Genomic DNA, 21,089 nt, shown 5'->3' with positions numbered 1-21,089 from the left:
TGCACCAGCAGCGATTATGGGGCCGGAGCAGGACTGAACGTAACCTGCACCCGTGTTTTCTCCCGTATCCTTTCTTGTTTTTCTGTTTCTGATCTGCAACGAAGTATTCTCTTGTTCACCCAGCTTTTGGCTGTCGTTAGTACCCAAAAAGTTGAGCGGATAGGAGGACACGTCCGTGGCATCTAATACCTGCACGACCCAAAAACCACAATTAAAAAAGACGCTCTCATTATGGCAAGTTGTCATGATGGGTTTGGCATACCTCACGCCTATGGCCGTGTTTGATACGTTTGGTATCGTGACAGATATTACTGATGGTCATGTACCCTCATCGTATCTGATTGCACTGATTGGTGTGCTCTTTACTGCGCTCAGTTACGGAAAACTGGTGCGACGTTTTCCTTCTGCCGGATCGGCATATACCTATGCGCAGAAGGCATTTAACCCGTATATCGGTTTCATGGTGGGCTGGTCATCGTTACTTGACTACCTATTTATGCCGATGATCAATGCCTTGTTGGCAAAGATTTATTTAACTGCGCTGTTCCCGAATGTAGAGCCATGGATCTTTATTTTCGGTTTCGTGAGCCTTATGACGTTCATGAACTTGCGTGGTATTAATGTTGTTGCAAATCTCAACAGCATGATTGTGACGTTACAAATTGCCATTATCGTGGTGTTTATATCGTTGGTGGCGTATGGCGTGTACCAAGGTGAAGGCCTTGGAACGGTCGCCAGTACTAAGCCATTCTTCTCGGAAAATGCACATTTGCTGCCAATGCTGACAGGCGCGACGATCTTATGTTTCTCGTTCCTCGGTTTTGATGGCATCAGTTCGTTGTCGGAAGAGACGCCAAACGCCGAACGTGTGGTGCCGAAAGCTATTTTCCTGACGGCGCTGATTGGCGGGGTGATTTTTATCTCCGTGTCATACTTCTTGCAGTTGTATTTTCCGGATATTTCACGTTTCCACGATCCTGATGCGGTATTGCCGGAAATTGCATTGTATGTAGGCGGCAAGCTGTTCCAGTCCGTGGTGTTGTGTTTGACCACGGTGGCGGTACTGGCTTCTGGCATGGCTTCCCATGCGGGGGTTTCGCGCTTGTTATACGTGATGGGTCGTGATGCGGTGCTGCCGGAGAAAGTGTTTGGTTTCGTGCACTCGAAATGGCACACCCCAGCGATTAACGTGTTGCTGGTGGGGGCGATAGCGCTGTCAGCCGTATCGTTTGACTTGGTGACAGCAACCGCATTGGTTAACTTCGGTGCGTTGGTGGCCTTTACGTTCGTTAACTTGGCCGTTGTAGCGCAGTTTTACATTCGTGAAAAGCGCAACAAAACCATGAAAGAGACCGTTCAGTATTTGATCCTGCCACTGCTCGGCGCGATGACCGTAGGGGTGTTGTGGATGAATCTGGAAGAAAGCTCATTGGTGCTGGGTCTGACATGGGCGCTGGTGGGTGTCGTGTATATGGCCGTGTTGACGCGCCGTTTCCGTCAGCCACTGCCGCAAATGGGTAACTGATCCCCCCAATCTTATGCTCAGCGTGCTTGGTATAAGCGTGATATCTGAGTTGGAAAGTAAGCTTAAAAAGGCCGCATTTGCGGCCTTTTTTGTCGGTGTTTTATGTGTGTGTCATTGATGTAATTCGAATCGTTGCATCACATCCAAGACATTATGTGTTTGGGGAAGACTTTTATACCAAGGGCTTATGTAGGAGCGTTTCTAATATCTGTAAGGGCGCGTGCTGGGGTGTTTTCATGGCCTTCACCGGCAGCAAGAAGGTTTGTTCCAGCATGAATTGCCCTGACATCGCGGCATGCGCGGTTTGGTCAGAAAAACAGATCCAGCTGCTTCCCGCAGGAAATGCAATTTGCCGTTGTAGTCCTGCTTCTTGATAGTCCGGATCGCCTTTCATGGCGTCATGTAATTGCAGCATAAGGTGATCGTAATGGCTGCGGTAAGTTTTGGTGATCCCCACTTTATTTTGTAGCCAGCAGGTGAGGGGATGATAGCGTTTGCAAAGTGGCACAAAGCGCTGCGCTAATGCAGGAAAGGGTTCGCCTACGCGCCAAACACGGCTTTCACCGCGAGGATTGATATTGGTGAAAATACGTAAAATTCGCTCGCCGTGATTGGGGCGAGAGGGAAACGCATCAATGTGTAAACGGGTATCGTCTTTACGCCACGAATTGCCCGCTTTCCACGCCGCGATGGGGTGCAGACGTAAGCTGTTGGTCGGGCTATGCAGATGGTCGCGGTATGCAGGCAGCAGATGGTCAATTAATTGCTGGCATTGTTGGTAGTGGCGCTGCAGTAATGTGCGCACGGTGGCGATATCGCTTTGATTGTGCGCATCATTGGCGATCCCGCTTAGCTTGTCGCGCTGGGGTTGATAGCTGATGTTTTTGCGTTTTGGGTCGACTAAGGTTGGCGTTAGGAGGCTAATTTCTTCGGCGCTTAGGGAAAACGCCAGTTGGGGCAAGAACAGCACTTTTCCTTGCTCTAAGGCATCAATTGCATCGATCGCCGACTCGGATGGTGTAGCCCAGTCAGTATGCGGCAAGGTAATAATGGCATCAGGTAACGCATCGGAAAACAAAAGCGAAGAATGGGACACAGTGATGGCCTCAATAAGTCAGTTTGTCCGTTCATTGAGCTTAATGTGCTGTCTCATCACCTTCAATCTTGTCCGGTTATACAAGCCGCTCATTCTAATATTAGAGAGCAATTAGAACTAATAGATATATATGTAATGGCTCACGTTCAAGTAAACGCGATGCCGTGTCTGATACAGCAATAAGCACTGATAAACCATCGCTAGTGTTATGCCAGCACTATATCAAAGAGGTGCACACCGCATGGCTATACACTTAAATATCAGCGTAAGTACCTCTTATGTCGACAGGCGGATTGTAGAGTGGAACGCTCAGATAAATAGGGCGCAATACAAAAAAGACGCACCAATATTATCAGTTGTCTATTTAGAACGATGAGATGGGTTAATTTTCGGATGCTAAAACTCGGTTCGACTTCTTTTCGCTTCCGGTATCGCTTTAGTTTCTAACCATGCATCGTGCCCAATACATGGGTTTTGTGGATAATTAGAGATTAAAATTAATGTGACTTATTGTTGTAAATATAACTTCGCGCGGATTTTATTTTCATCTCTTTATCCTTTCCTATTTTAAATGCAATAAGTTAGTGGGCGGAATATCAGTGCTTATATTATTAAGTGTAAATCCGTGAGGCTGCATGGCGATAAGTGTGCGTTTATCGCTATTGATCACAAAACTGATTTTTATTGATTCATTCCATGCTGGATATTTGCAAATCGCAAAATTGTTCACTTGCTGGCTGCGGCTTCTCAGTTAGAATACGCATGTATTTATATTACTAATTAATAAATGGATTTTCATATGCTGCATTTTTCGCGTAAGCCATTTGCCATGGCGTTGCTGCTGAGTCTCAATTCGGTGGCATGGGCGGCGTCAGAAACCCCTGACACTACCGCTGTGGTGAAACCGGTGGACGCTGTACTGCAAGACCGGCAAGTCGAACTGCTATCGTACGATGGATCAGTGCAACTGCTTAATACGCCGGGAAATAATGCGCCGCAGTCTTCAGGAGTGGTTACCTTAGCCAATACGCTACGTACATTGTTACCGCTGCATGAGCAGTGGGTATTGCGCGGTGCAGAACAGTTGGCGATTCGCGCGCAAGGCAAAGAGAGCAAACTGGGATTGCCGGCGGGTAGCTACTATGTACCTAGTACGGCACGCTTATCCGATGATGGTACGGTATTGGCGTTAGCCACGGGGCACGACGGCCAATTACACGCAATGCGTTGGCAAACCACGAAGGGTTTACAGCCGTTAATTCCTGCAGGAAAGGCTCATATCTCTGGGGTTTCGGATATGAGCAATGATGGCCGGACGATCATCGGTTGGTATCAGGCTTCACCCAGTGATCTGACCCGCGGTTTTATGTGGACAGAAGCCGGTGGCTTTACGCCATTGCCGGCGATGCTCAATGAGCCGGTGTTTACCAGCGGCGATGGTAACGTGGTTCTCGGTGAGCATTACCGCGCGACGTTGAAATCGTTGCAGCAAAATCAGCAGGCGCAGGCATTCATGAACAGTATGCCGTTTGATGGCCAAGACGAGTTCGGCTATTACGAAGTGGTCGCGGTTAGTCATGATGGTCAACGGATTGCTGGTTATGTCGCGCATACCGCCGAGCCGGTCTGGCAGCCGTTTTTGTGGATAGCCGATAATGGTTTTGCCGACTTAGACAGTGCCGGGTTGTTGGAAAAACCACAAAATGGTGCTGAGCCCGATTTTGCGGCGTTCCGCCAGCGTATTATTAAGGCGGCAGGAATGTCGGCCAGTGAGGCTTTTACGCCGCTGAGCACGCAAGCGGTCTTATGGCAAGTTGGCAAAGGCGTCGAGTTGCTGGATGGGATGGAGTCGTCTGCGGGGTTATCGCGAGACGGTAAACAAGCTTTCGCTTATAGCGCGCTGAAGCCCGGCCAATCATTTGAGATGCCGCAATTGTGGCGCTTTAATGCCAAGGGGCGCAAAAATCTGCATGATGTGATTGCCGAGCCGGATGTCTATTTGCCGATTTATGGCATGTCTGAGGATGGCAGTCGTATTTGGTTATCGGTGAATGGGGATACCGAATCACGGACTGTATTGCTGGTGGATGCTGCGCTGCATGAAATGCCGAGCGAACCAGAAGAGCTCGTATTAGGGGGAACCAGTCGCGATGCCGCTACCAGTGCGCTCTTTGTGCAAGATTTGGAGCAAGGCTATCCAGTCATGATTTTGCGTGACAATCAGCTCTCTGCGGCAGGCGACCAATGTCGAGCTGGTGATGCTGCTTTGTTGACCGAATACCTGAAAATTTCCGCAAATGGTAAAGTGATTGCGGTGAATAAGGAAAATGCCACCTGCTTGCAAACGCTACAACCTTGATGCGAGCTGGGCGTTAAACCTGTTGGGTACGGTATACCGTTCGTGTTGCCCACATTGTCACTCATGTTAAGTGAGCTTAAATCGGCAGGCCGGTGAATAACCGGTCTGCCGATTTTCATTGCTGGGTATACGTGCGTTGAGCGTTAGTCGTGCCGACTCACGCTGAAGCCGCACTCAGAATAAGGTGGCCAGCATGCTATCTTGGAAGTCGGCCAGTGGCGCTTGGCTACGCAGACGATCAATGTAGTCAGGGTTTGCCAGCACCGGGCGACCGATCGCTGCCAGATCAAAACGGCCTCTATCCACGGCGCGCTCGGCTGCTTCAGGGGTTAGGTTGCCGACGGCAATCAAGGTGCCGTGATAGCGGGCACGCAGATAATCGCTAACACGCCCACCCAGATAATCGATTTCTGCGGTGTCATCGTTGATGGCAGCGTGCAAGTAGGCCAGTGGACGCTGATCCAATTCGTGTAACAAGTGATCGAACACCGCGCGATCACGAGCATCCGGTTTAATCAGCACAAACGCAGCAGGTGCCAATCGCAGCCCGACCCGCTCACCGCCGATCCGTGCACTGACCGCATCGATAATTTCCAATACAAAGCGGCTCATGTTCTCAGGTGTTTGGCCGTATACATCGTCACGGTGGTTGGTGTCATAGTGCAGGAATTGATCAATCAGATAGCCATTGGCACCGTGAATTTCAACGCCATCAAAACCGGCGGCGATGGCATTTTCGGCGGCCACAGCAAAATCTTCGACCAACTGTACAATGTCATCGGCGGTTAAGGCGCGTGGAACCGGATAGGTCAGCTCACGCATCCGTGGCAGCGTGCCTTCTAATGCTATCGCGGAAGGGGCTACCGGGGTTTGACCGTGGAAATAGCTGTGCGATACGCGTCCGACATGGAGCAATTGCGCCATGATTTTACCGTTGCGCGCATGTACGGCATCGGTCACGGCATGCCAAGCTGAGATCTGTTCGTCAGTAAAAATCCCCGGCATATTAGGGTAGCCTTGCGCATCAGGGCGGATCAGCACTGCTTCCGAAATGATTAACCCCATGTCTGCGCGGCGAGCGTAGTAAGCCGCCATTTCAGGGGTGGCCAGTAAACCTTCAGCGGCCATACAACGGGTCATTGGCGCCATCACAAAACGGTTGGCCAGAGTCAGGCTGGCGTTCAGTGTGTAGGGTTCTAGCAGCATATTCATTGTCTATCACTCGCAATTCTTCATCCATTCAGGATGGGTTACCTTTCTTGAACGTATATTCAAGATCTTTTTTTGATGTCGCGCAAGTGGTTTTTGAATGATTGTTCAAGATAGGTTGGTTTGGCTATGCGGCTGGAGTAAACTAAGGCGCTTGAATGGTTGATTCAGAACAACGTTCTCTGGTGAAGTGCAGGCTGTGAGCGCGAGAACCGCCAGCAGGTGTAACTGGCTAAATCACCATCACATTTTGCTTCAATGTTGACTCAAAACTGAAAGCGAAACCCCATACCGATAAGTGAATGGAAGGATAGGGATCAATGCGCAGTGCTGAATTTGATCGCGATGCCGTGTTAGTTCAGGCGATGGAAACTTTCCGCGCCCATGGTTACAGCAAAACTACGATGCAGCAGCTGGTGGCTGCCACCGGCCTGCACCCGGGCAGTATTTATGCCGCGTTTGGGAATAAGCGCGGTCTGTTTTTGGCAGCGATTGAACATTATGTGGCTGAACGTAGCCGTTTTCGCCAGCAGATGCTGACGGCGGATCCTTCGCCGCTTGCGGCGCTGCATCATTATTTAAATTTGGTGGCCGGTGAGATGGTGCAGGGTGTGTGTCTGGTGACCCGCAGCTTATTGGAGCTCGGCGAAGATGCGGATTTGCGCGTTCAGCTAGCGCTGATTTATCACCATATGGAGCAGGATTTTCGTGCGGTGTTGCTGCGCGCGCAAAAGTTAGGTGAAGTGCCGCTCGAGCGAGATATCGAGGTATTAACCTTGTATTTGATGACCGGCATTCAAGGCTTGGTGACGGTCGCTAAATGTCATCCTGAGCGCGAAACGCTACATGCCGTAGTGGCGCAGCTGATGGGTGGATTGCAGGCTATGCCGTATGTTAGTGCGCAGGTAGTGTTAGACGCGTCACAGTAAGTTAGGCAACCGGTTGCTAATCACGCATTTCGCTGTGAGGCACGGTTTGAATTTCCGTGTGGGTTGACATATCCTCACGGCTTTAGCGAAGAGCGCGGCGAAGTAGGAAAAGATCATGGTTGCTGAGTATGAATGGGTGTTGTTTGATGCTGATGAAACCTTGTTTCATTTTGATTCATTCAGCGGACTGAAACAGATGTTTGCCGGTTTCGGTGTTGATTTTTCCCGTGAAGATTATGCCGAGTATGAGTTACGCAATAAGCCGCTGTGGGTGGAATACCAAAACGGTACGATCACGTCGATGGATTTACAAACGCGCCGTTTCTCACAATGGGCTGAGCGGTTAGACGTGACTCCGCAGACGCTGAATGACGCTTTCCAACAAGCGATGGCAACAATCTGCACGCCGCTAGAGGGGGCAGTTCAGCTGCTGGATACCCTAAAAGGGCGCGTTAATTTAGGCATTATTACTAACGGCTTTACCGAGTTACAGCAGGTGCGCCTGCAAAATACCGGTTTGCAGGATCACTTTGATATTTTGGTGGTGTCGGAAGAGGTGGGGGTCGCGAAACCTGACCGTAAAATTTTCGACCACGCTTTGCGGCTGATGGGTGATCCGCTGCGCGACAAAGTTTTGATGGTGGGTGATAACCCTGACTCGGATATTCTTGGCGGTCTGAATGCGGGCCTGCATACTTGCTGGTTGAACCGTACTGAGCAAGCGCAACCGGCGCATATTACGCCAAATTACCAAGTTCGCAGCTTACATGAGTTACATGACATTGTGTTCAAAGCGTAAATAGTCGTGTAATCAAGACAAAAGGCGCCTACATGGCGCCTTTTTGCATGCGATCTCACACATACCGATTAGCGCGGTTTGATATGCGCCAGAGGATGTGGCAATACGCCATCATTGTAAGCGGCTTCCAACTTGGAAATGGTGACCTGATAGCCATTTAACCAGCGAGCTTGCTTGGATTTCGCTTCACCGTGCAGCTTGTTGTGAATGACATCTTCCATGCCTTGTTTACCCTGCCAGTAATACAGGTTAATCAGCTGTCCAGTTTGTGGATTTTCATAGCTCTCGTCGCCAAGATAACCTTCGCTTTGCTTGGCATAGTCGGCGATTTTATCGTCTAGCGCGTAAAACTCGTCGTCATACTCTTTTTTCTGAAAAATAAAAGTCGCGATGTAAATGTCTTGCATAGCCAATGCTCGTGTTAAGAGGCAACCAACCAATCTGAGTGAGGCGTTATACCGAACCCTACCGTTTTTCTCTGCAAGTAAGCGTGAAAAAATGTGTCGGTATAGGGAGTTTCGTTTTTTATGGCGAGCCGCTTATACAGCTAGTAGCCAGGGTATTTCTGCCACAGATAATCACATTGGGTTTGCTCTTGCGCAGATGAATACGTATCAGTTAATGGCCAAGTCGGAAAGTGGTACAAATCCTCGGCCAGCTCGGCTATTACATCGTGCAACTCGAGCGGTTCTAACCACCCAGAAGGCAGTGCTTGCGCGCCATACAGCGTGCCCAGTAAATTGCCGGTCATGGCGGCGGTGGAGTCCGAGTCACCGTCATGGTTGGCTGCGTGGATAACCCCTTGCGAGAAATTCTCGGCGGTCAGAGCGCAATACACGGCGATCGCCAGTGCCTCTTCGGCCACCCAGCCTTCGCCTAATTGTGCGATGGCCTCCGCGGCTGCGCGCGGTTGTGCTGCCAGCTGCTGGGCGCGCAGTAAGGCATGCAACGTTTCTTCATGTCCGGCGTGTTGGCAAAGATGCGTCATGGCCACGGTTAATGCTTCTGACAGCGTTGCGCCATTGGCTAATTGCTGGATTAATAACGCAAATACGCCAGCGGATAAGATGCCTGTGGGATGCCCGTGGGTCAGTGCTGCCAGTTGGCTGCCAAGCTCAAATGTCTGGGCTGGATGCTGTGCTTGATGTAAGCGCTGCATATACAAACCGACCGGCGCGACGCGCATGACACCACCACATCCTTTGCTGTTATTTTGTGCCGGCTGCCCAAAACTGGTCATCAGGCGTAGCGCTGAAATGCAGGTATGTCCTGGGGCGCGCTGTGCATGCAGATCATGGTGAGTGACCAGCCAACCGGAATACTCCGTGCCTAGATCGCTTTGACAATACGGGCGCTCACCTTGTGTTTGCAACCAGCGCAGATAGGCGTGCGCGGTAATGGCCGGCAGATCAGCGCCGATACCGCGTAGACAACTGCGCACCCAACCACGCAGTAATCCCTCGCCGGTAAACAAAGTCATTTGCGTATCGTCAGTGATGCGCCCTAAGCCGCCGAACGCTAGGGCGTAGGTGGTGATCCCTTCAGGGCCAAATTGCGACAAGATAGCGCTGCGTTTCATAAACTCGACCGGCGCACCCAACGCATCGCCGATCGCGCCGCCAAGTAAGCATCCCAAAAATTTCAGGTGAGTATGCTCAGCGCTGGTGCTGTGTGTCGGCGAGTGAGTGGTTAACGCGGCAGAGTAATGCTTATCCATAAGAAATCCGTGCTTGTGACCGTAGGTAAAAATGCGCGGTCAGGTGGTGATTCATTGATCGTCAATAAGGTACGAATACAGCTTATCTCCCTTTAACAGGCAGGGATATACAGGATAAAAATACATGTCGCGTTTTCATGCAGATGAGTCTGCGGCTCTTGCGCCGATAAACAGAGAGAATGGCTATGTGCGCTGGCGCTATTTTCTGAGCGCTTTTTTGGGAGCGACAAAACAAAGCGGAATCCTGCTTGAGCAAGGCGGTGAGTGCTATGCCACAATCAGTGAGAAATACTAGGCGCGATTAAGGACAAGGAAGGAAAGATAATGCTGGATGCTACGCAGAAAGTGGCGTTAGTCACGCAGTTTTGGGATGCGTTTGATCACGGCCAATTTCACTTAGCCGGAACGCTATTAACCGACGATGTGAGTGTGGTTTGGCCTACTAGCCGCGAATTGTTTGCCGGTCGCGCGCCTTTTATCCACGTGAATGAACAATTCCCCGGACAGTGGCACTTTTTGCCGTATACCATCAACGCATTGGATAACGGGCAGGTTTTGAGCATTACGCATGTGATTAGCCCAGATTGCGATGACCATTTTTTCGCCACTTCGTTGTTTGCGTTTCGCGCCAATCAGATTTGTGCCATTACCACTTACTGGGCATTTGCCGATGAACAGCCGGCGTGGCGACAAGGGCTAAGCGACGTTTATTGAATAACAGTGAATTGCGCTGTTTTTGAGTTTTGAACCGAGATAGGTTTTGAGTGCGGGGAAATGACGGCGCTTTGCACGCCGTCAGCTGAGGTGTTACGCCTCTGTGGGGTGCTGCGGTTTGCTGCCGTAGCGGTAAAACAGACTGGCCAGAATAAACAGCGCAGGGACAAAAATCAGGAAGCCCATAAAGACACCGGCGAAGCGGTATACTCCGTAACTGTCATTCACTAATTGGGTGGTGTCATGCACGCACACCATCAGCAAACCAACGGTAAATTGGGTACCGACATACGAGGCAGTTTTGCTGCTGTCTTGAATGATGCGGCCAAAGGCAGTTCCCAGTAAGGTCAAGAACACCAACAGGGCATACGAGTCGGCGGCCACGCTGAACAGGTTACAGATAATGCCCACAACCCCACCTAAAAAGCAGCCGGTCGCTCGGTAAATCAGCTTGCGTGCGGTAGAGATCGGCAAATCATCGGCCTGTACCGAGCGTGGCTGGTTGGATACCGCCAAAATACTCACCGCCGCTTGAATAAACAGCGAGTTGTGATGTACCAAAGTCGATAGCGGCATCAGTGTAATAGTGACGCCAGCCAGCAGGGCAAACAAAAAGTGCAAATGGCAAAACGGCCAGCTCACCGCTTTAGTTGGCGCGCTGACAGAGGCAATCGCGGCTGTGGTTTTTGGTGCCGAAGTTGTGGGTTCGGAATGCGTCTTCGAGTTAGCGGCAACTGGAGCCGGATCTGGCCAAATACGTTGGATCAGCATGCCCACCGCAATGGTAGAGAGTGAGCCAATCATCACATCGCCAGTACGCATCATGCCAATATGGAAAATGTCAGTATCTGGATAAACATAGGCATAGCTGACAATCAGGGTAAAGGTCAGCCCAAAAAACAAAATCGCGTAATTGTACTCATCAGACGCCACATTGGTGTAATAGGCCGTTGCGGTATTGACCAGCAAAATGGCAGTACATAATAGAGCTAAGCTCAACTCGGTGCGGCACAACAGTAAAAAGCCAATTGCGCACAGCGCACCGAGTAAGGTACCGGCGATCCGCAGCAGCCCGCGGTGCCAGGTTTGCTTAAAGACTGGCCGCATGATCACATAGGCACTGAAGGCCGCCCACGTGGAATATTCCATGCGCAGAAGATGGCAGATCAAGATAGCCAATCCGACCGACAAGACCGCCGATAATACGTTGCTGTAGGAAAAATCGAGGGCTTTTATTTTTTCACAGGAGATGAGCAGTTCACGCCGGATAACGGCGAACTCCTCGCGAAAGGAGATAAAATTCATGCTGAATATCGGCAAACAAACAGATCGGAAAGTATCATAATCAGTTAGCGTAATAGCAAATAAACAGTTGCTAATAAATGTATCTGCTAATGAATACTGGCCGAGTACGGTGTGTCTAGCGGTGGCATCGCAGCGTGCAGACAGGTACAATCGCGCGCTGTTTTACTGACCGAGAAGTGTGCGCATGTCTTTTTCCTCCCTGAATCTGGTGGCTCCTTTATTGCAGACGCTGACGCAATTAGGCTATCACCAACCAACGCCTATCCAGCAGCAGGCGATCCCGCTGATTTTGCAAGGGCAAGATATTCTCGCGAGCGCACAAACCGGTACCGGTAAAACGGCGGCCTTTGCGCTACCGATTATTCAGCAATTACTGGAACAACCGGCGGCTAAGGCGCCGCGTGCGCTGATTTTGGTGCCAACCCGTGAGCTGGCGCGTCAAGTGCAAGATAATATGGAAGCCTTTACCCAACATACCGCGCTTCGCAGTGTGGTGGTGTATGGCGGCGCATGTTTGGCCACGCAATCGCGTGAGCTGAAAACCGGCGCGGATATACTGATTGCAACGCCAGGACGTTTGCTCGATTACCTGCGACAGGGTGTGGTGCATCTGCGTGATGTGCGTTTTTTGGTGTTTGATGAAGCCGATCGGATGCTCGACATGGGCTTTCGGGATGAAATCCGTGATGTGGTCCGTCAGGTTTCTACTGAGCGTCAGACACTGCTGTTTTCCGCCACACTGAGTGATGACATTCATCGCATGGCCGGCAAGATGCTGCGCTCACCGCAGCGCATTGATATCAGCAATAACAGCACGCCCATCGAGCGTATTGAGCAGCGCGTGTATGTGGTAGATCAAGAGCGTAAGTTGGGATTACTGGCGCATTTGCTACAAACCGAGAGCTGGCCGCAAGTGCTGGTATTTAGCCGGACACGTGAAGGCTGTGACAAAGTGGCCACTTGGTTACAACAGCAGTCTATTGCGGCGCGGCCAATGCATGCGGATTTATCACAAGCGGTGCGCGACAAGGCGTTGGCCGATTTTGCTGCCGGTGAGGTTCGCGTGCTGGTGGCGACCGATGTGGCGGCGCGCGGTTTAGATATTGCGCAGTTAGCGTGTGTGATCAACTTGGAGTTGCCGTTTAGCGCGCAAGATTATGTGCACCGGATTGGCCGTACCGGTCGTGCAGGGCATAGTGGATTAGCGATCAGCTTATACAATGATGCCGATCAGCGCTTGTTGACGGCGATCGAAGACTTGCTCGACACACGTTTGCCACAGCAGTGGTATCCGGGGTTTGAACCCGATTTAACCCGTGAAGTTGCGCCGGCGCGGCGCCGAGGCTCGGATAAACAGCGCGCGCGTCAGTTAGCACTGGGCAAAGCGGGCGGACGTAAAAAGCGCTGATCTTCTGTGGCTCATCGCATCATGTGTTGGGCCTGTGTTATCCCTTCATCCCGAGCTCTCGCTCTCTACCGGTAGAACGCCCACACCGATTTATTCTCTAAATTCGGCCCGCTTTCATGATTTGATATTTAGTTATGACTGCTGCATTCATATACACACCACGAAACACAGAGATACAATGCGTGTTTGTTTTGGCTTGGTTTCTTTTTGTTCACTGTGCCTATACTGCTTAAAAGTTAGTATTTACCGTCATATAGCGGCGCAGTTATTAAACGCGCCATCAGAAGAGGCATAGTTATGAGCATTAATAAAAAAAGTCACAGTGGTAACTGGTTGCCAAAAAACAAAAATCACATCGCAGCATGGATAAAAGATCAAAAAACCAGAATTGATAAAAATGCAGAGCTGGTTCAGCCGGTTAAAGAGTTCCAAGAATTAGTGCAAGGTGATCCTGAACTCTCCCGTCTTGCTGCCGCCATGTTCACGGAAGCATTAGCGCAGAAAAAATTAACACCCATTGGTACCCCAGAAGTTAAAGACTTCAACGAGTTTATCCAACTGTTAAATCAAGTGATGACTCAAGCACCTGAGTGCACTGAGTATTTGGATCCTAAAACCGGTGCGTTGGAGCCGTGTGGTCTAATTGGTTTCCCGATTAACGCGTTGCTGGATTGGCCGATGGCGACTAACTCCGGCTATGCATTTTTCGCGAATGAATTAGTGAACCAGCAGTTCAAAAAAATCCTGACTTATTGGAGTGAGTATTTATCATCCGAAGCATCTCGCTCTGTATTGGTCGATAATTTCCCTGAGCGGACACCAAAAGTATTTGGTTGGCTGAGTGAAAATGCGCGTACCGAAATGATTTCTGTGGCTTGCCAAGCTGAGCCGGCTAACTCACCAAATCGTCAAAAACCATTCGAACACTTCTTCAATTGCGATCCAAGTGATAAGTACTACGGCTTCAAATCATGGGATGATTTCTTCACCCGTACCTTTGTGCCTGGCGTAAGACCGGTCGCTGAAGGTGACGATGTGATTGCCAATGCCTGTGAATCCGCGCCGTTGCAAGTGGTCAAAAATGTTAAACAGTCATCGAAATTCTGGCTGAAAGGGCAAGAGTATTCACTGGAAAACATGATGGACTTCGAGCCAGAAGCGGCGGAGTTTGTTGGGGGTACTGTTTACCAAGCGTTTTTGAGCGCCTTGAGTTATCACCGCTGGAATAGCCCGGTAAGCGGTATCGTCAAAAAAGTCAAAATGGTGAACGGCTCTTACTATTTAGGTAACCGTAACCAAGGTTTTGAGAATGAAAATGGCGCAGATGACAGTGCACCAAATAATTCACAGCCATTCTTATCTGCTGTTGCGACACGTTCGTTGATCTTCATTGAGTCGGATAATCCAAAAATTGGTTTAATGTGTTTCATTGCTATCGGTATGGCGGAAGTATCTTCTTGTGATGTTACCGTTAAAGAAGGCCAGCACATTAATAAAGGCGATGAGTTAGGCATGTTCCACTTCGGTGGTTCTACTCACTGCTTGGTATTTAAACCAAGTGTTGAGTTGGAATTCGATTTCCATAATACAAAACCAGGATTGGATGCGACTAATATTCCAGTATGTTCACGCATTGCAACGGTAAAAAATAAATAGTGTCAGAGTAGTGCCGTAAGTTAGGTTATTTTAATTTGCTTACGGCTCTATACGCTAAATGTTATTGCTTTGCATGTATGCGCGTTCTGTTTGTATGGACGCTGCATGTATATGCGCGTAAATGTACGCATAAAAGGAAAAGTCGGAACAGGTGTTGCGGCTTTTCCTTTTTCTCGTTTTTAAGTCATGTATCTATTTAAGTTTTGGGTTTTTGTTCTATATAGATAATCACTTCGCCGACTTTAAAACCGAATTTGGTGATTTCGGCTTTATTAATCAGCCGCTGCTGATCAATCAGATACATCCAATCATCAAATTTCACGTTCACACGCTGACCACTGCTGAGCTCCAGATCTAGGGTATAGTTCCAGTTCATGGCAAACCCATAGGTGCTACCGCCAGCAGTACCGACAATGTCACCTGCGGTGCCTTGCCACTTCTGATTGACCTTCTGCAAATACCAGATGCGCTCTTGTTTTTTACCGTCATCAAATAAAAACTGTTCATGCAGCTCTCCTTTTTCCGGTGAGCTCCAGATCCCTTGCATGGTAACGCTAAAACGCCGCTGCACTTCACCGCGGCGGTCGGTTACGATGCCATAGCCGACCAAGTTGCCATTAAAGAAAGTAGGCAGATCCCACTCCGGCGCTTTGCCAGCATAGTTCTCCGGTTTGACGCCGCAGCCGACCACCATACCGGCCGCCAGCAACAGGGAAAGTGCTTTCATGGTTTTTCTCCTTTAAGTTGCCGGGTTAACGCCGGCTTTAAGCTGTTGTCCGATAACCAGATAGCCAAAAACGAGGGACTAAATTGTGGTGAGCGAATTTGGCCGATGCGTTGTGCGTTATGGTAGAACTCAGCGCTATCCGCGCTGGTGGCATAAAACGTGAGGGTGTCGTAGGCGCGAATATCCGGCCAGATTTGTTCCAGTTGCGTGAGCCAGCGTTCGCGCACGGCTGGCGTTTGGATCGCGAGGCGCTCCCATTCATCGCGGGTAGCGCTGATCAAATCTTCGTCATCGATATCCGTGAAATACGAAATGGATAACGCAACGGGATAGACATTGGGTTGGTAAATACCGCTGCGATTGAGCAAGGTTGCGCTGTAAATATCGGCCCATAGCCAATTCATGGTGCCTTGGCCGACCGGTTTTAATTGCTGTGTGGGTAATGCATAGAGCGCAGAGCTAAATCCGCATGCGGCGAACAAGCCCAGAGCCAAAAGGCTAATCGATAGGAAACGAAACTGGCGTTGAAAACACAGCGCTTGGCGATAATCAGTCAGAAACGGCATCGGGATACCTCGTTGAAATGATCCGGGCCAAGTGAATCAGCAACGGCAGCAGCAGCGCCCAGATGGCGGCAATGCCGATGATCACCAGCATGAGCGGATAACCAAAACGGACTACTCCCAAAGCATATGCAGAAAAATAGGAGAGTGCGCCCCCGAGCGCGCCAAAAACGATTTGCCAGCCTAGGTGAAACTCAAATAACCAGCCTAACCCATGTGGCAGAGCCAGAATAAACCCGACCCAAACCGCCACCATCCATAATGGGAAACCGCTCGGGAAAACAAAGACCCCAGAATAAGTCAGCAAAAAATCAACGCCGATACCAAGCAGTGACAACGGCAAAATCCGCAGATCGCGCCGAGGTGTGGGCGTTAGCGCCAGATGCAACAGTGCGAGCAGCAGGCAAACGCCGTTCGCATGGAATTTGACAGCGGCCAGCCAGTACAGCTCGAAGGCGAAGAAGTGGATCCAACGCCAATACTTAGCGCGAAAGAGTGGCATCGAGAGAGTTCCATGCCTGTGACCCCGGCTTACAGCCAGTGATATGCACCACGCTGATGGCGCGTTCTAAAAATCCAGCCTCGCAGTAAGCAAAGTAAAAGTCCCATAGGCGCATGAATTCATCTGAGGCGCCGAGTTGTTGTATGGCTGCCGCCTTGGCATTAAAGGCATCGCGCCAGATATGCAGCGTCTTAGCATAGTGATGGCCGAAGTCATGCACCTGAACCACATTCAGATCGGTATGGCGGGTGAGGGTATCGAGGATCACAGTCAGGCTGGGCAGAAAACCGCCGGGGAAAATATAGCGGCGGATAAAATCGGTTTGCGAGCGGTACACCTGATAGCGTTGATCGCGAATGGTGATTCCTTGGATCAGAAAACGCCCTTGGGGAGCGAGGAGTGTTGAGATCTGGGTAAAGTAACTGGGCAAAAAAGCTTCCCCGACCGCCTCAATCATCTCAATCGACACCACCTTATCAAACTGACCTTGGATATGGCGGTAGTCCTGTAATAAGAGGGTGATCCTATCTTGCAACCCTTCGGCGTGAATACGCGCGTTGGCAAACTCAAACTGCTCTTGTGACAAGGTCACTGTAGTGACGCGACAACCATAATGGCGCGCGGCATAGATCGCCAAGCCGCCCCAACCACTGCCGATTTCCAGCAGGTGATCTTGCGCCTGTAAATCCAATGACTGGCAGATGCGCTCGAGTTTGTTGTACTGCGCGTCAGCCAGCGTTTGCTCCGGGTGGCTAAACAGCGCGGAGGAGTACTGCATCTCGGGGTCGAGAAACAGCTGGTACATGTCATTGCCCAGATCGTAATGCTGAGCGATATTTTTGCGCGCACCGCGCAGAGTATTGCGGGTGAAAAAATGGCGTAGGCGATTTAGCGGCGTCGTGAGCCAGCGTAATCGCGCTTCGAGCTTATCAAATACGGCCTGATTACGTGCCAGCAAACGGATCACTTGCACCGGATCAGGGCTACTCCATTGTCCGCGCATCCACATTTCACCGGCAGCCACATCACCTCCCCAGAGCAGTCGGCGATAAAACAGAGGATCATGTACCGTTAATGTCGCGCTGATGCTGTCATCGCGCTGAATCGTCAGTCCGCCAAAATGGTCATCATGAATAATCAAGGTGCCACAGGTGATGGCGTGTAAAAATTGCAATACCAGCTTACGGGCGTGGTTATTAACCGATGACAGGGTCTGTATACGGGCTGAATCCATACGGGCCTCACGGATGCGGATAAAAACGAAAGCCTTTGAACAGCATCTTGGCTGCCTGATAGTAAATAAGAAGAACCACTTTCAAGGTCATCGCAGGGAAGCAGCGTAACAACTGCCGCGTACTGCTCGGCGTTACGGGTTGTGCGTGCAATGACAAACGAGCATGAAAGACCGCTTGCTGACTCTGATTATCAAGATTGGTGATGCCCACAGAAAAATGGGCCGGATCATAATGAATTTGCCATTGGTAGCGCATATCCATCGGCATAAAGGGTGACACGTGGAATGCTTTGGCTGTTTGCACCGCTTCTGCCGGTAACGGTACCAGATAGTAGTCACGTTCGCCCCAAGGGGTATTGGATACCTCGGCGAGTAAATAACGCAGTTGTTGCTGGTGCATGAGCAGATAAAAGTTCACTGGGCTGAAATACACACCAAGACAGCGCGCGTTACCAATAAATAGCACGGCTGCGTCATCATCCAGTATTGCACCGAGTTGGCGCGCTTTATCGCGCGCGGCTTGGCGCAATGAGCCGATGCCGGGAAGGTAATCCGCGCGGTAAAAGCTCAACAGGGGAAACGGGCCTAACCGGCTGGCGACCCAATTTTGGTGCTCCGGCAAATCATCGAGCCATTTACCCAGCATATACACGCGGTACTTGAAGACATTGTGTTTTGGTGAGCGGCGGCTGTGCAGCACCTCGCCGTGCCAGTACAGCGTGTGTTGTGTGCCATCAGAATGGGCGGTAGGGATCGTCATGGAAACACCACCCCGAGTCGTCGCGCGACATCAACGGCACTGCGCACCCCGTCTTCGTGAAACCCGTTATACCAGTAAGCGCCACAAAAATAGGTCCGGTTAACGCCGGAGATCCGCTCACGCTGCTGCTGTGCCCAGATCCCTTCCGAGGTAAAGGTTGGGTGGTGGTAACGCAAGCGCTTGATAATGCGCTCCTCAGCAATCGGAAAGCGCGGGTTCAAGGTGACACAGAAGGTCTCTTTCGAGCGAATACCTTGCAGGATATTCATGTTATAGGTGATTTGCGGTAATGCTTGCAGATCCGGTTGCAAGCGGTAGTTCCAACTGGCCCACGCTAAGCGGCGCGCGGGTAACACGCCCGTATCGGTGTGCAGCACCGCTTCATTTTCCGCATACGGCAGCGCACCCAGAATATGCTGCTCATCCGGTGTTGGCGCTTGTAGCAGAGCCAGCGCTTGATCGCTATGACAAGCAAAAATCACTTTACTGAAGGTGTGTGTTTCACCGCCAGCATCTATCTGCACCGCATCCGGTGAACGGCTTACGCGTAGCACTGGGGTGGATAAATAGATTTTAGCCCGTAACCCTTTTATCAACGGCTCAATATATTGACGTGAGCCGCCAGGGATCACATACCACTGAGGTCGGTCAGCGACATTTAATAATCCGTGGTTGGCAAAAAAACGTGCGAAAAACAAAAAAGGGAATGCCAGCATTTGCTGCACGCTGGCTGACCAGATAGCTGCCCCCATCGGCAATATATAGTGTTGTTGAAAGACGGTGCTGAAACCATGCCGGCTTAAAAAGGTGCCCAAGGTGGAGGTATCGTTGGCGTCTATCTGACGCAAGGTGACACTGGCCAAGCGATTAAAGCGTAAGATCTCAACGATAAAACGATAAAAGGTCGGGCTGAGTAAATGACGACGACGAGCGAACAAGGTGTTCAGGCTGTGTCCGTTGTATTCAAAATCGTTACGTCCACACACCGAAAAGCTCATTTCGGTTTTCTGGGCTTGCACGCCAATACGGGTGAGCAGCTGATTAAACAGGGGATAGGTGCGATCGTTAAACACGATAAAGCCACTGTCGATGCAGTATTGGTGGCCATTGAGTTCAATATCATGGGTGTGAGTATGACCACCAAGGCGTGAATCGGCTTCAAACAAGGTGACGTCATAATGCGCATCGAGCAAGTGGGCCGCTGTCAGACCTGAAATCCCTGAGCCGATAATCGCGATCCGTTCCATGGGTTATGTCCTTTTCAATAAGCGGGCCAACCAGCGCTCCGGCAAATGTTGTAGCAATTTCAGGCTGAGAATAAATAGCGTCGGAAAGCTAATAACGGCTCGATTTTTTTCAATACCTTGAATGATGTGCGCTGACGCGGCCTTGACACTGATGATCCCTGGCATGGGAAAGGTGTTCTTATCGGTCAACGGAGTTTTGATAAAACCGGGTTTGACCAGTAACACATCAATGCCGTGTGGGCGCAGATCCAAGCGTAGCGATTTGGCCAGATAATCCACGGCAGCTTTTGACGCGCCATAAGCTTCGGCGCGCGGTAACGGTAACCAAGTGACAGACGAGCTGATGAAAACCAATTTAGCTCGAGGCGCAAGATGTGGCAGGAGATAGTGCAAACTGTAGCCGAGGCTTTGCACGTTGGTCTCGATAACGCGGTGAAACAGGGCCGCATCAAAGTGCAGCGGATCGTCGATGTATTCGCAGGTGCCGGCATTGAGGATTACCACATCCCATTGCTGGCTAGCAGGCAGTTGCTGATAGGTCTGTTCATCGATGAGGTCGCCACTAAAAACCTCGATACCGGCTGCGGTAAGTTGAGCAATTTTTTCCGGATTACGTCCGATACCGCTGACGTGCCAGTGACGCGCCAAATAATCGTGCGCCAATTGCTCACCCAAGCCTGAGGTTACGCCGGTGATTAACACGCGTTGTGGGGATACGGTGGCAGCATTATCATCCGGTTGCGTCATGGGTCAGCCTCATCATCAGGTTGCGATAACGCCATTTAACGGCACAGCAAAAGATGTGCGTCAAAAATCACAGTACTTTTCACGTTACAAGCTTGTCATGCTACGAGCTTGTCATTCTACCAAAGCGTTGGTTTGCATAAATTGGGTGTACCTATAAGGAAGACTGATATCGGTACGTTGCTAGCTGACATTGGTCTACCTCTCTATGGTTATGACAATCTGTTAATAGCAAGTAAAGTAAAATGTTTAAAAACTCACCACCTGTGCGTGAAATATAATAAGCGGACGTTTTTTATGCATTTTAGTGCGTTACGAGTTAGTGAATGCCAACGTTGTTGCATGGCGCGTTGGTGAAACGCCAGCCGGTTCCGCAGTCTCATAAAATTGGGAATATCGAATAAGGGATAGCTAAGAGGAAAAAATAAATAAGCAAGGAAGTCTGTAAATGAGGTACACATAGTTTTTTTAGTGTGAAAAATGAGCTTGGCAGTGGTGGTTACCGCCTAAAATAGGGTAGATTTTGTTGTTTTAGGTTAAAAAGTGCGCGCTTGAATTAAATCTACGAATTAGCCCTTGCGTCTTTTCGGCGCCT

The 21,089-nt window shown here is 50.2% G+C and carries 20 protein-coding genes; 8 read left to right on the top strand and 12 right to left on the bottom strand.

Annotated elements, in window-relative coordinates; genetic code table 11:
• The first annotated feature begins 175 nt into the window (after nucleotides 1-175).
• The gene (locus LQ901_RS15100) at nucleotides 176-1,525 is read left to right on the top strand and encodes an APC family permease (RefSeq protein WP_106912328.1); all 1,350 of its coding nucleotides are present in this window, start codon (nucleotides 176-178) and stop codon (nucleotides 1,523-1,525) included.
• Nucleotides 1,526-1,697: 172 nt separating this feature from the next.
• On the opposite strand, the gene LQ901_RS15095 is transcribed toward LQ901_RS15100, so the two are convergent.
• Nucleotides 1,698-2,621, bottom strand: a complete 924-nt coding sequence (locus LQ901_RS15095) for a Kdo hydroxylase family protein (protein ID WP_230406960.1) — start codon at nucleotides 2,619-2,621, stop codon at nucleotides 1,698-1,700.
• Between the two features lie 799 nt (nucleotides 2,622-3,420).
• Here LQ901_RS15095 and LQ901_RS15090 point away from each other — a divergent pair.
• Complete coding sequence (locus LQ901_RS15090) at nucleotides 3,421-4,980, top strand: hypothetical protein (protein WP_084978315.1); 1,560 nt, start codon at nucleotides 3,421-3,423, stop codon at nucleotides 4,978-4,980.
• A 174-nt stretch (nucleotides 4,981-5,154) separates the two neighbouring features.
• Here the strand turns inward: LQ901_RS15090 and LQ901_RS15085 are convergent, their stop codons facing one another.
• The gene (locus LQ901_RS15085; RefSeq protein WP_152135304.1) at nucleotides 5,155-6,192 is read right to left on the bottom strand and encodes an alkene reductase; all 1,038 of its coding nucleotides are present in this window, start codon (nucleotides 6,190-6,192) and stop codon (nucleotides 5,155-5,157) included.
• A gap of 317 nt (nucleotides 6,193-6,509) precedes the next feature.
• On the opposite strand from LQ901_RS15085, the gene LQ901_RS15080 reads away from it, so the two are divergent.
• Nucleotides 6,510-7,118: a TetR/AcrR family transcriptional regulator gene (locus tag LQ901_RS15080; RefSeq protein WP_152135303.1), complete on the top strand. Its 609-nt coding sequence runs from the start codon at nucleotides 6,510-6,512 to the stop codon at nucleotides 7,116-7,118.
• Nucleotides 7,119-7,233: 115 nt separating this feature from the next.
• Complete coding sequence (yjjG, locus tag LQ901_RS15075) at nucleotides 7,234-7,917, top strand: pyrimidine 5'-nucleotidase (protein ID WP_010863358.1); 684 nt, start codon at nucleotides 7,234-7,236, stop codon at nucleotides 7,915-7,917.
• A 68-nt stretch (nucleotides 7,918-7,985) separates the two neighbouring features.
• Here the strand turns inward: yjjG and LQ901_RS15070 are convergent, their stop codons facing one another.
• Nucleotides 7,986-8,324, bottom strand: coding sequence for an antibiotic biosynthesis monooxygenase (locus LQ901_RS15070; protein ID WP_052181253.1), 339 nt, complete (start codon nucleotides 8,322-8,324; stop codon nucleotides 7,986-7,988).
• Nucleotides 8,325-8,464: 140 nt separating this feature from the next.
• Nucleotides 8,465-9,634, bottom strand: coding sequence for an ADP-ribosylglycohydrolase family protein (locus LQ901_RS15065; protein WP_152135302.1), 1,170 nt, complete (start codon nucleotides 9,632-9,634; stop codon nucleotides 8,465-8,467).
• A gap of 124 nt (nucleotides 9,635-9,758) precedes the next feature.
• On the opposite strand from LQ901_RS15065, the gene LQ901_RS15060 reads away from it, so the two are divergent.
• Both LQ901_RS15060 and LQ901_RS15055 read left to right on the top strand, forming a co-directional pair.
• On the top strand, nucleotides 9,759-9,929 hold the full coding sequence (locus tag LQ901_RS15060) for a hypothetical protein (protein ID WP_178088291.1): 171 nt from the start codon (nucleotides 9,759-9,761) through the stop codon (nucleotides 9,927-9,929).
• Between the two features lie 29 nt (nucleotides 9,930-9,958).
• The gene (locus LQ901_RS15055; RefSeq protein WP_233672398.1) at nucleotides 9,959-10,348 is read left to right on the top strand and encodes a nuclear transport factor 2 family protein; all 390 of its coding nucleotides are present in this window, start codon (nucleotides 9,959-9,961) and stop codon (nucleotides 10,346-10,348) included.
• A gap of 93 nt (nucleotides 10,349-10,441) precedes the next feature.
• Here LQ901_RS15055 and LQ901_RS15050 read toward each other — a convergent pair whose 3' ends face one another.
• Nucleotides 10,442-11,653: an FUSC family protein gene (locus LQ901_RS15050; RefSeq protein WP_152135300.1), complete on the bottom strand. Its 1,212-nt coding sequence runs from the start codon at nucleotides 11,651-11,653 to the stop codon at nucleotides 10,442-10,444.
• A gap of 184 nt (nucleotides 11,654-11,837) precedes the next feature.
• Here LQ901_RS15050 and LQ901_RS15045 point away from each other — a divergent pair, with 184 nt between their 5' ends.
• Together LQ901_RS15045 and LQ901_RS15040 are read left to right on the top strand one after the other, a co-directional pair.
• Nucleotides 11,838-13,061 (top strand): DEAD/DEAH box helicase, encoded by a 1,224-nt coding sequence (locus tag LQ901_RS15045; RefSeq protein WP_010863364.1) that lies wholly within the window; start codon nucleotides 11,838-11,840, stop codon nucleotides 13,059-13,061.
• A gap of 297 nt (nucleotides 13,062-13,358) precedes the next feature.
• The gene (locus LQ901_RS15040) at nucleotides 13,359-14,717 is read left to right on the top strand and encodes a phosphatidylserine decarboxylase family protein (protein ID WP_152135299.1); all 1,359 of its coding nucleotides are present in this window, start codon (nucleotides 13,359-13,361) and stop codon (nucleotides 14,715-14,717) included.
• A gap of 196 nt (nucleotides 14,718-14,913) precedes the next feature.
• Here the strand turns inward: LQ901_RS15040 and LQ901_RS15035 are convergent, their stop codons facing one another.
• From LQ901_RS15035 to LQ901_RS15005, 7 genes are read right to left on the bottom strand one after another with little or no spacing between them, the layout of a single operon-like run.
• Nucleotides 14,914-15,444: a DUF3833 domain-containing protein gene (locus LQ901_RS15035; RefSeq protein WP_152135298.1), complete on the bottom strand. Its 531-nt coding sequence runs from the start codon at nucleotides 15,442-15,444 to the stop codon at nucleotides 14,914-14,916.
• Nucleotides 15,441-16,010: a chalcone isomerase family protein gene (locus LQ901_RS15030; protein ID WP_152136611.1), complete on the bottom strand. Its 570-nt coding sequence runs from the start codon at nucleotides 16,008-16,010 to the stop codon at nucleotides 15,441-15,443. Before LQ901_RS15030 ends, LQ901_RS15035 begins: the two co-directional genes overlap by 4 nt.
• The gene (locus LQ901_RS15025; protein WP_115150524.1) at nucleotides 15,994-16,509 is read right to left on the bottom strand and encodes a DUF2878 domain-containing protein; all 516 of its coding nucleotides are present in this window, start codon (nucleotides 16,507-16,509) and stop codon (nucleotides 15,994-15,996) included. The genes LQ901_RS15030 and LQ901_RS15025 overlap by 17 nt, the downstream gene beginning before the upstream one ends.
• Complete coding sequence (locus tag LQ901_RS15020; RefSeq protein WP_152135296.1) at nucleotides 16,490-17,743, bottom strand: cyclopropane-fatty-acyl-phospholipid synthase family protein; 1,254 nt, start codon at nucleotides 17,741-17,743, stop codon at nucleotides 16,490-16,492. Before LQ901_RS15020 ends, LQ901_RS15025 begins: the two co-directional genes overlap by 20 nt.
• 7 nt (nucleotides 17,744-17,750) lie before the next feature.
• Nucleotides 17,751-18,503: a DUF1365 domain-containing protein gene (locus LQ901_RS15015; protein WP_152135295.1), complete on the bottom strand. Its 753-nt coding sequence runs from the start codon at nucleotides 18,501-18,503 to the stop codon at nucleotides 17,751-17,753.
• Entirely contained in the window at nucleotides 18,500-19,750 is a 1,251-nt protein-coding gene (locus LQ901_RS15010) for an NAD(P)/FAD-dependent oxidoreductase (protein WP_152136612.1), read from the bottom strand. Before LQ901_RS15010 ends, LQ901_RS15015 begins: the two co-directional genes overlap by 4 nt.
• Before the next feature lie 3 nt (nucleotides 19,751-19,753).
• Nucleotides 19,754-20,497, bottom strand: coding sequence for an SDR family NAD(P)-dependent oxidoreductase (locus LQ901_RS15005; RefSeq protein WP_152136613.1), 744 nt, complete (start codon nucleotides 20,495-20,497; stop codon nucleotides 19,754-19,756).
• Nucleotides 20,498-21,089: the final 592 nt, after the last annotated feature.

Source organism: Plesiomonas sp. PI-19 (assembly GCF_021368255.1).
GTDB lineage: Bacteria > Pseudomonadota > Gammaproteobacteria > Enterobacterales > CAMTGL01 > Plesiomonas > Plesiomonas shigelloides.
This window is presented reverse-complemented; position numbering and strand designations above follow the sequence as displayed.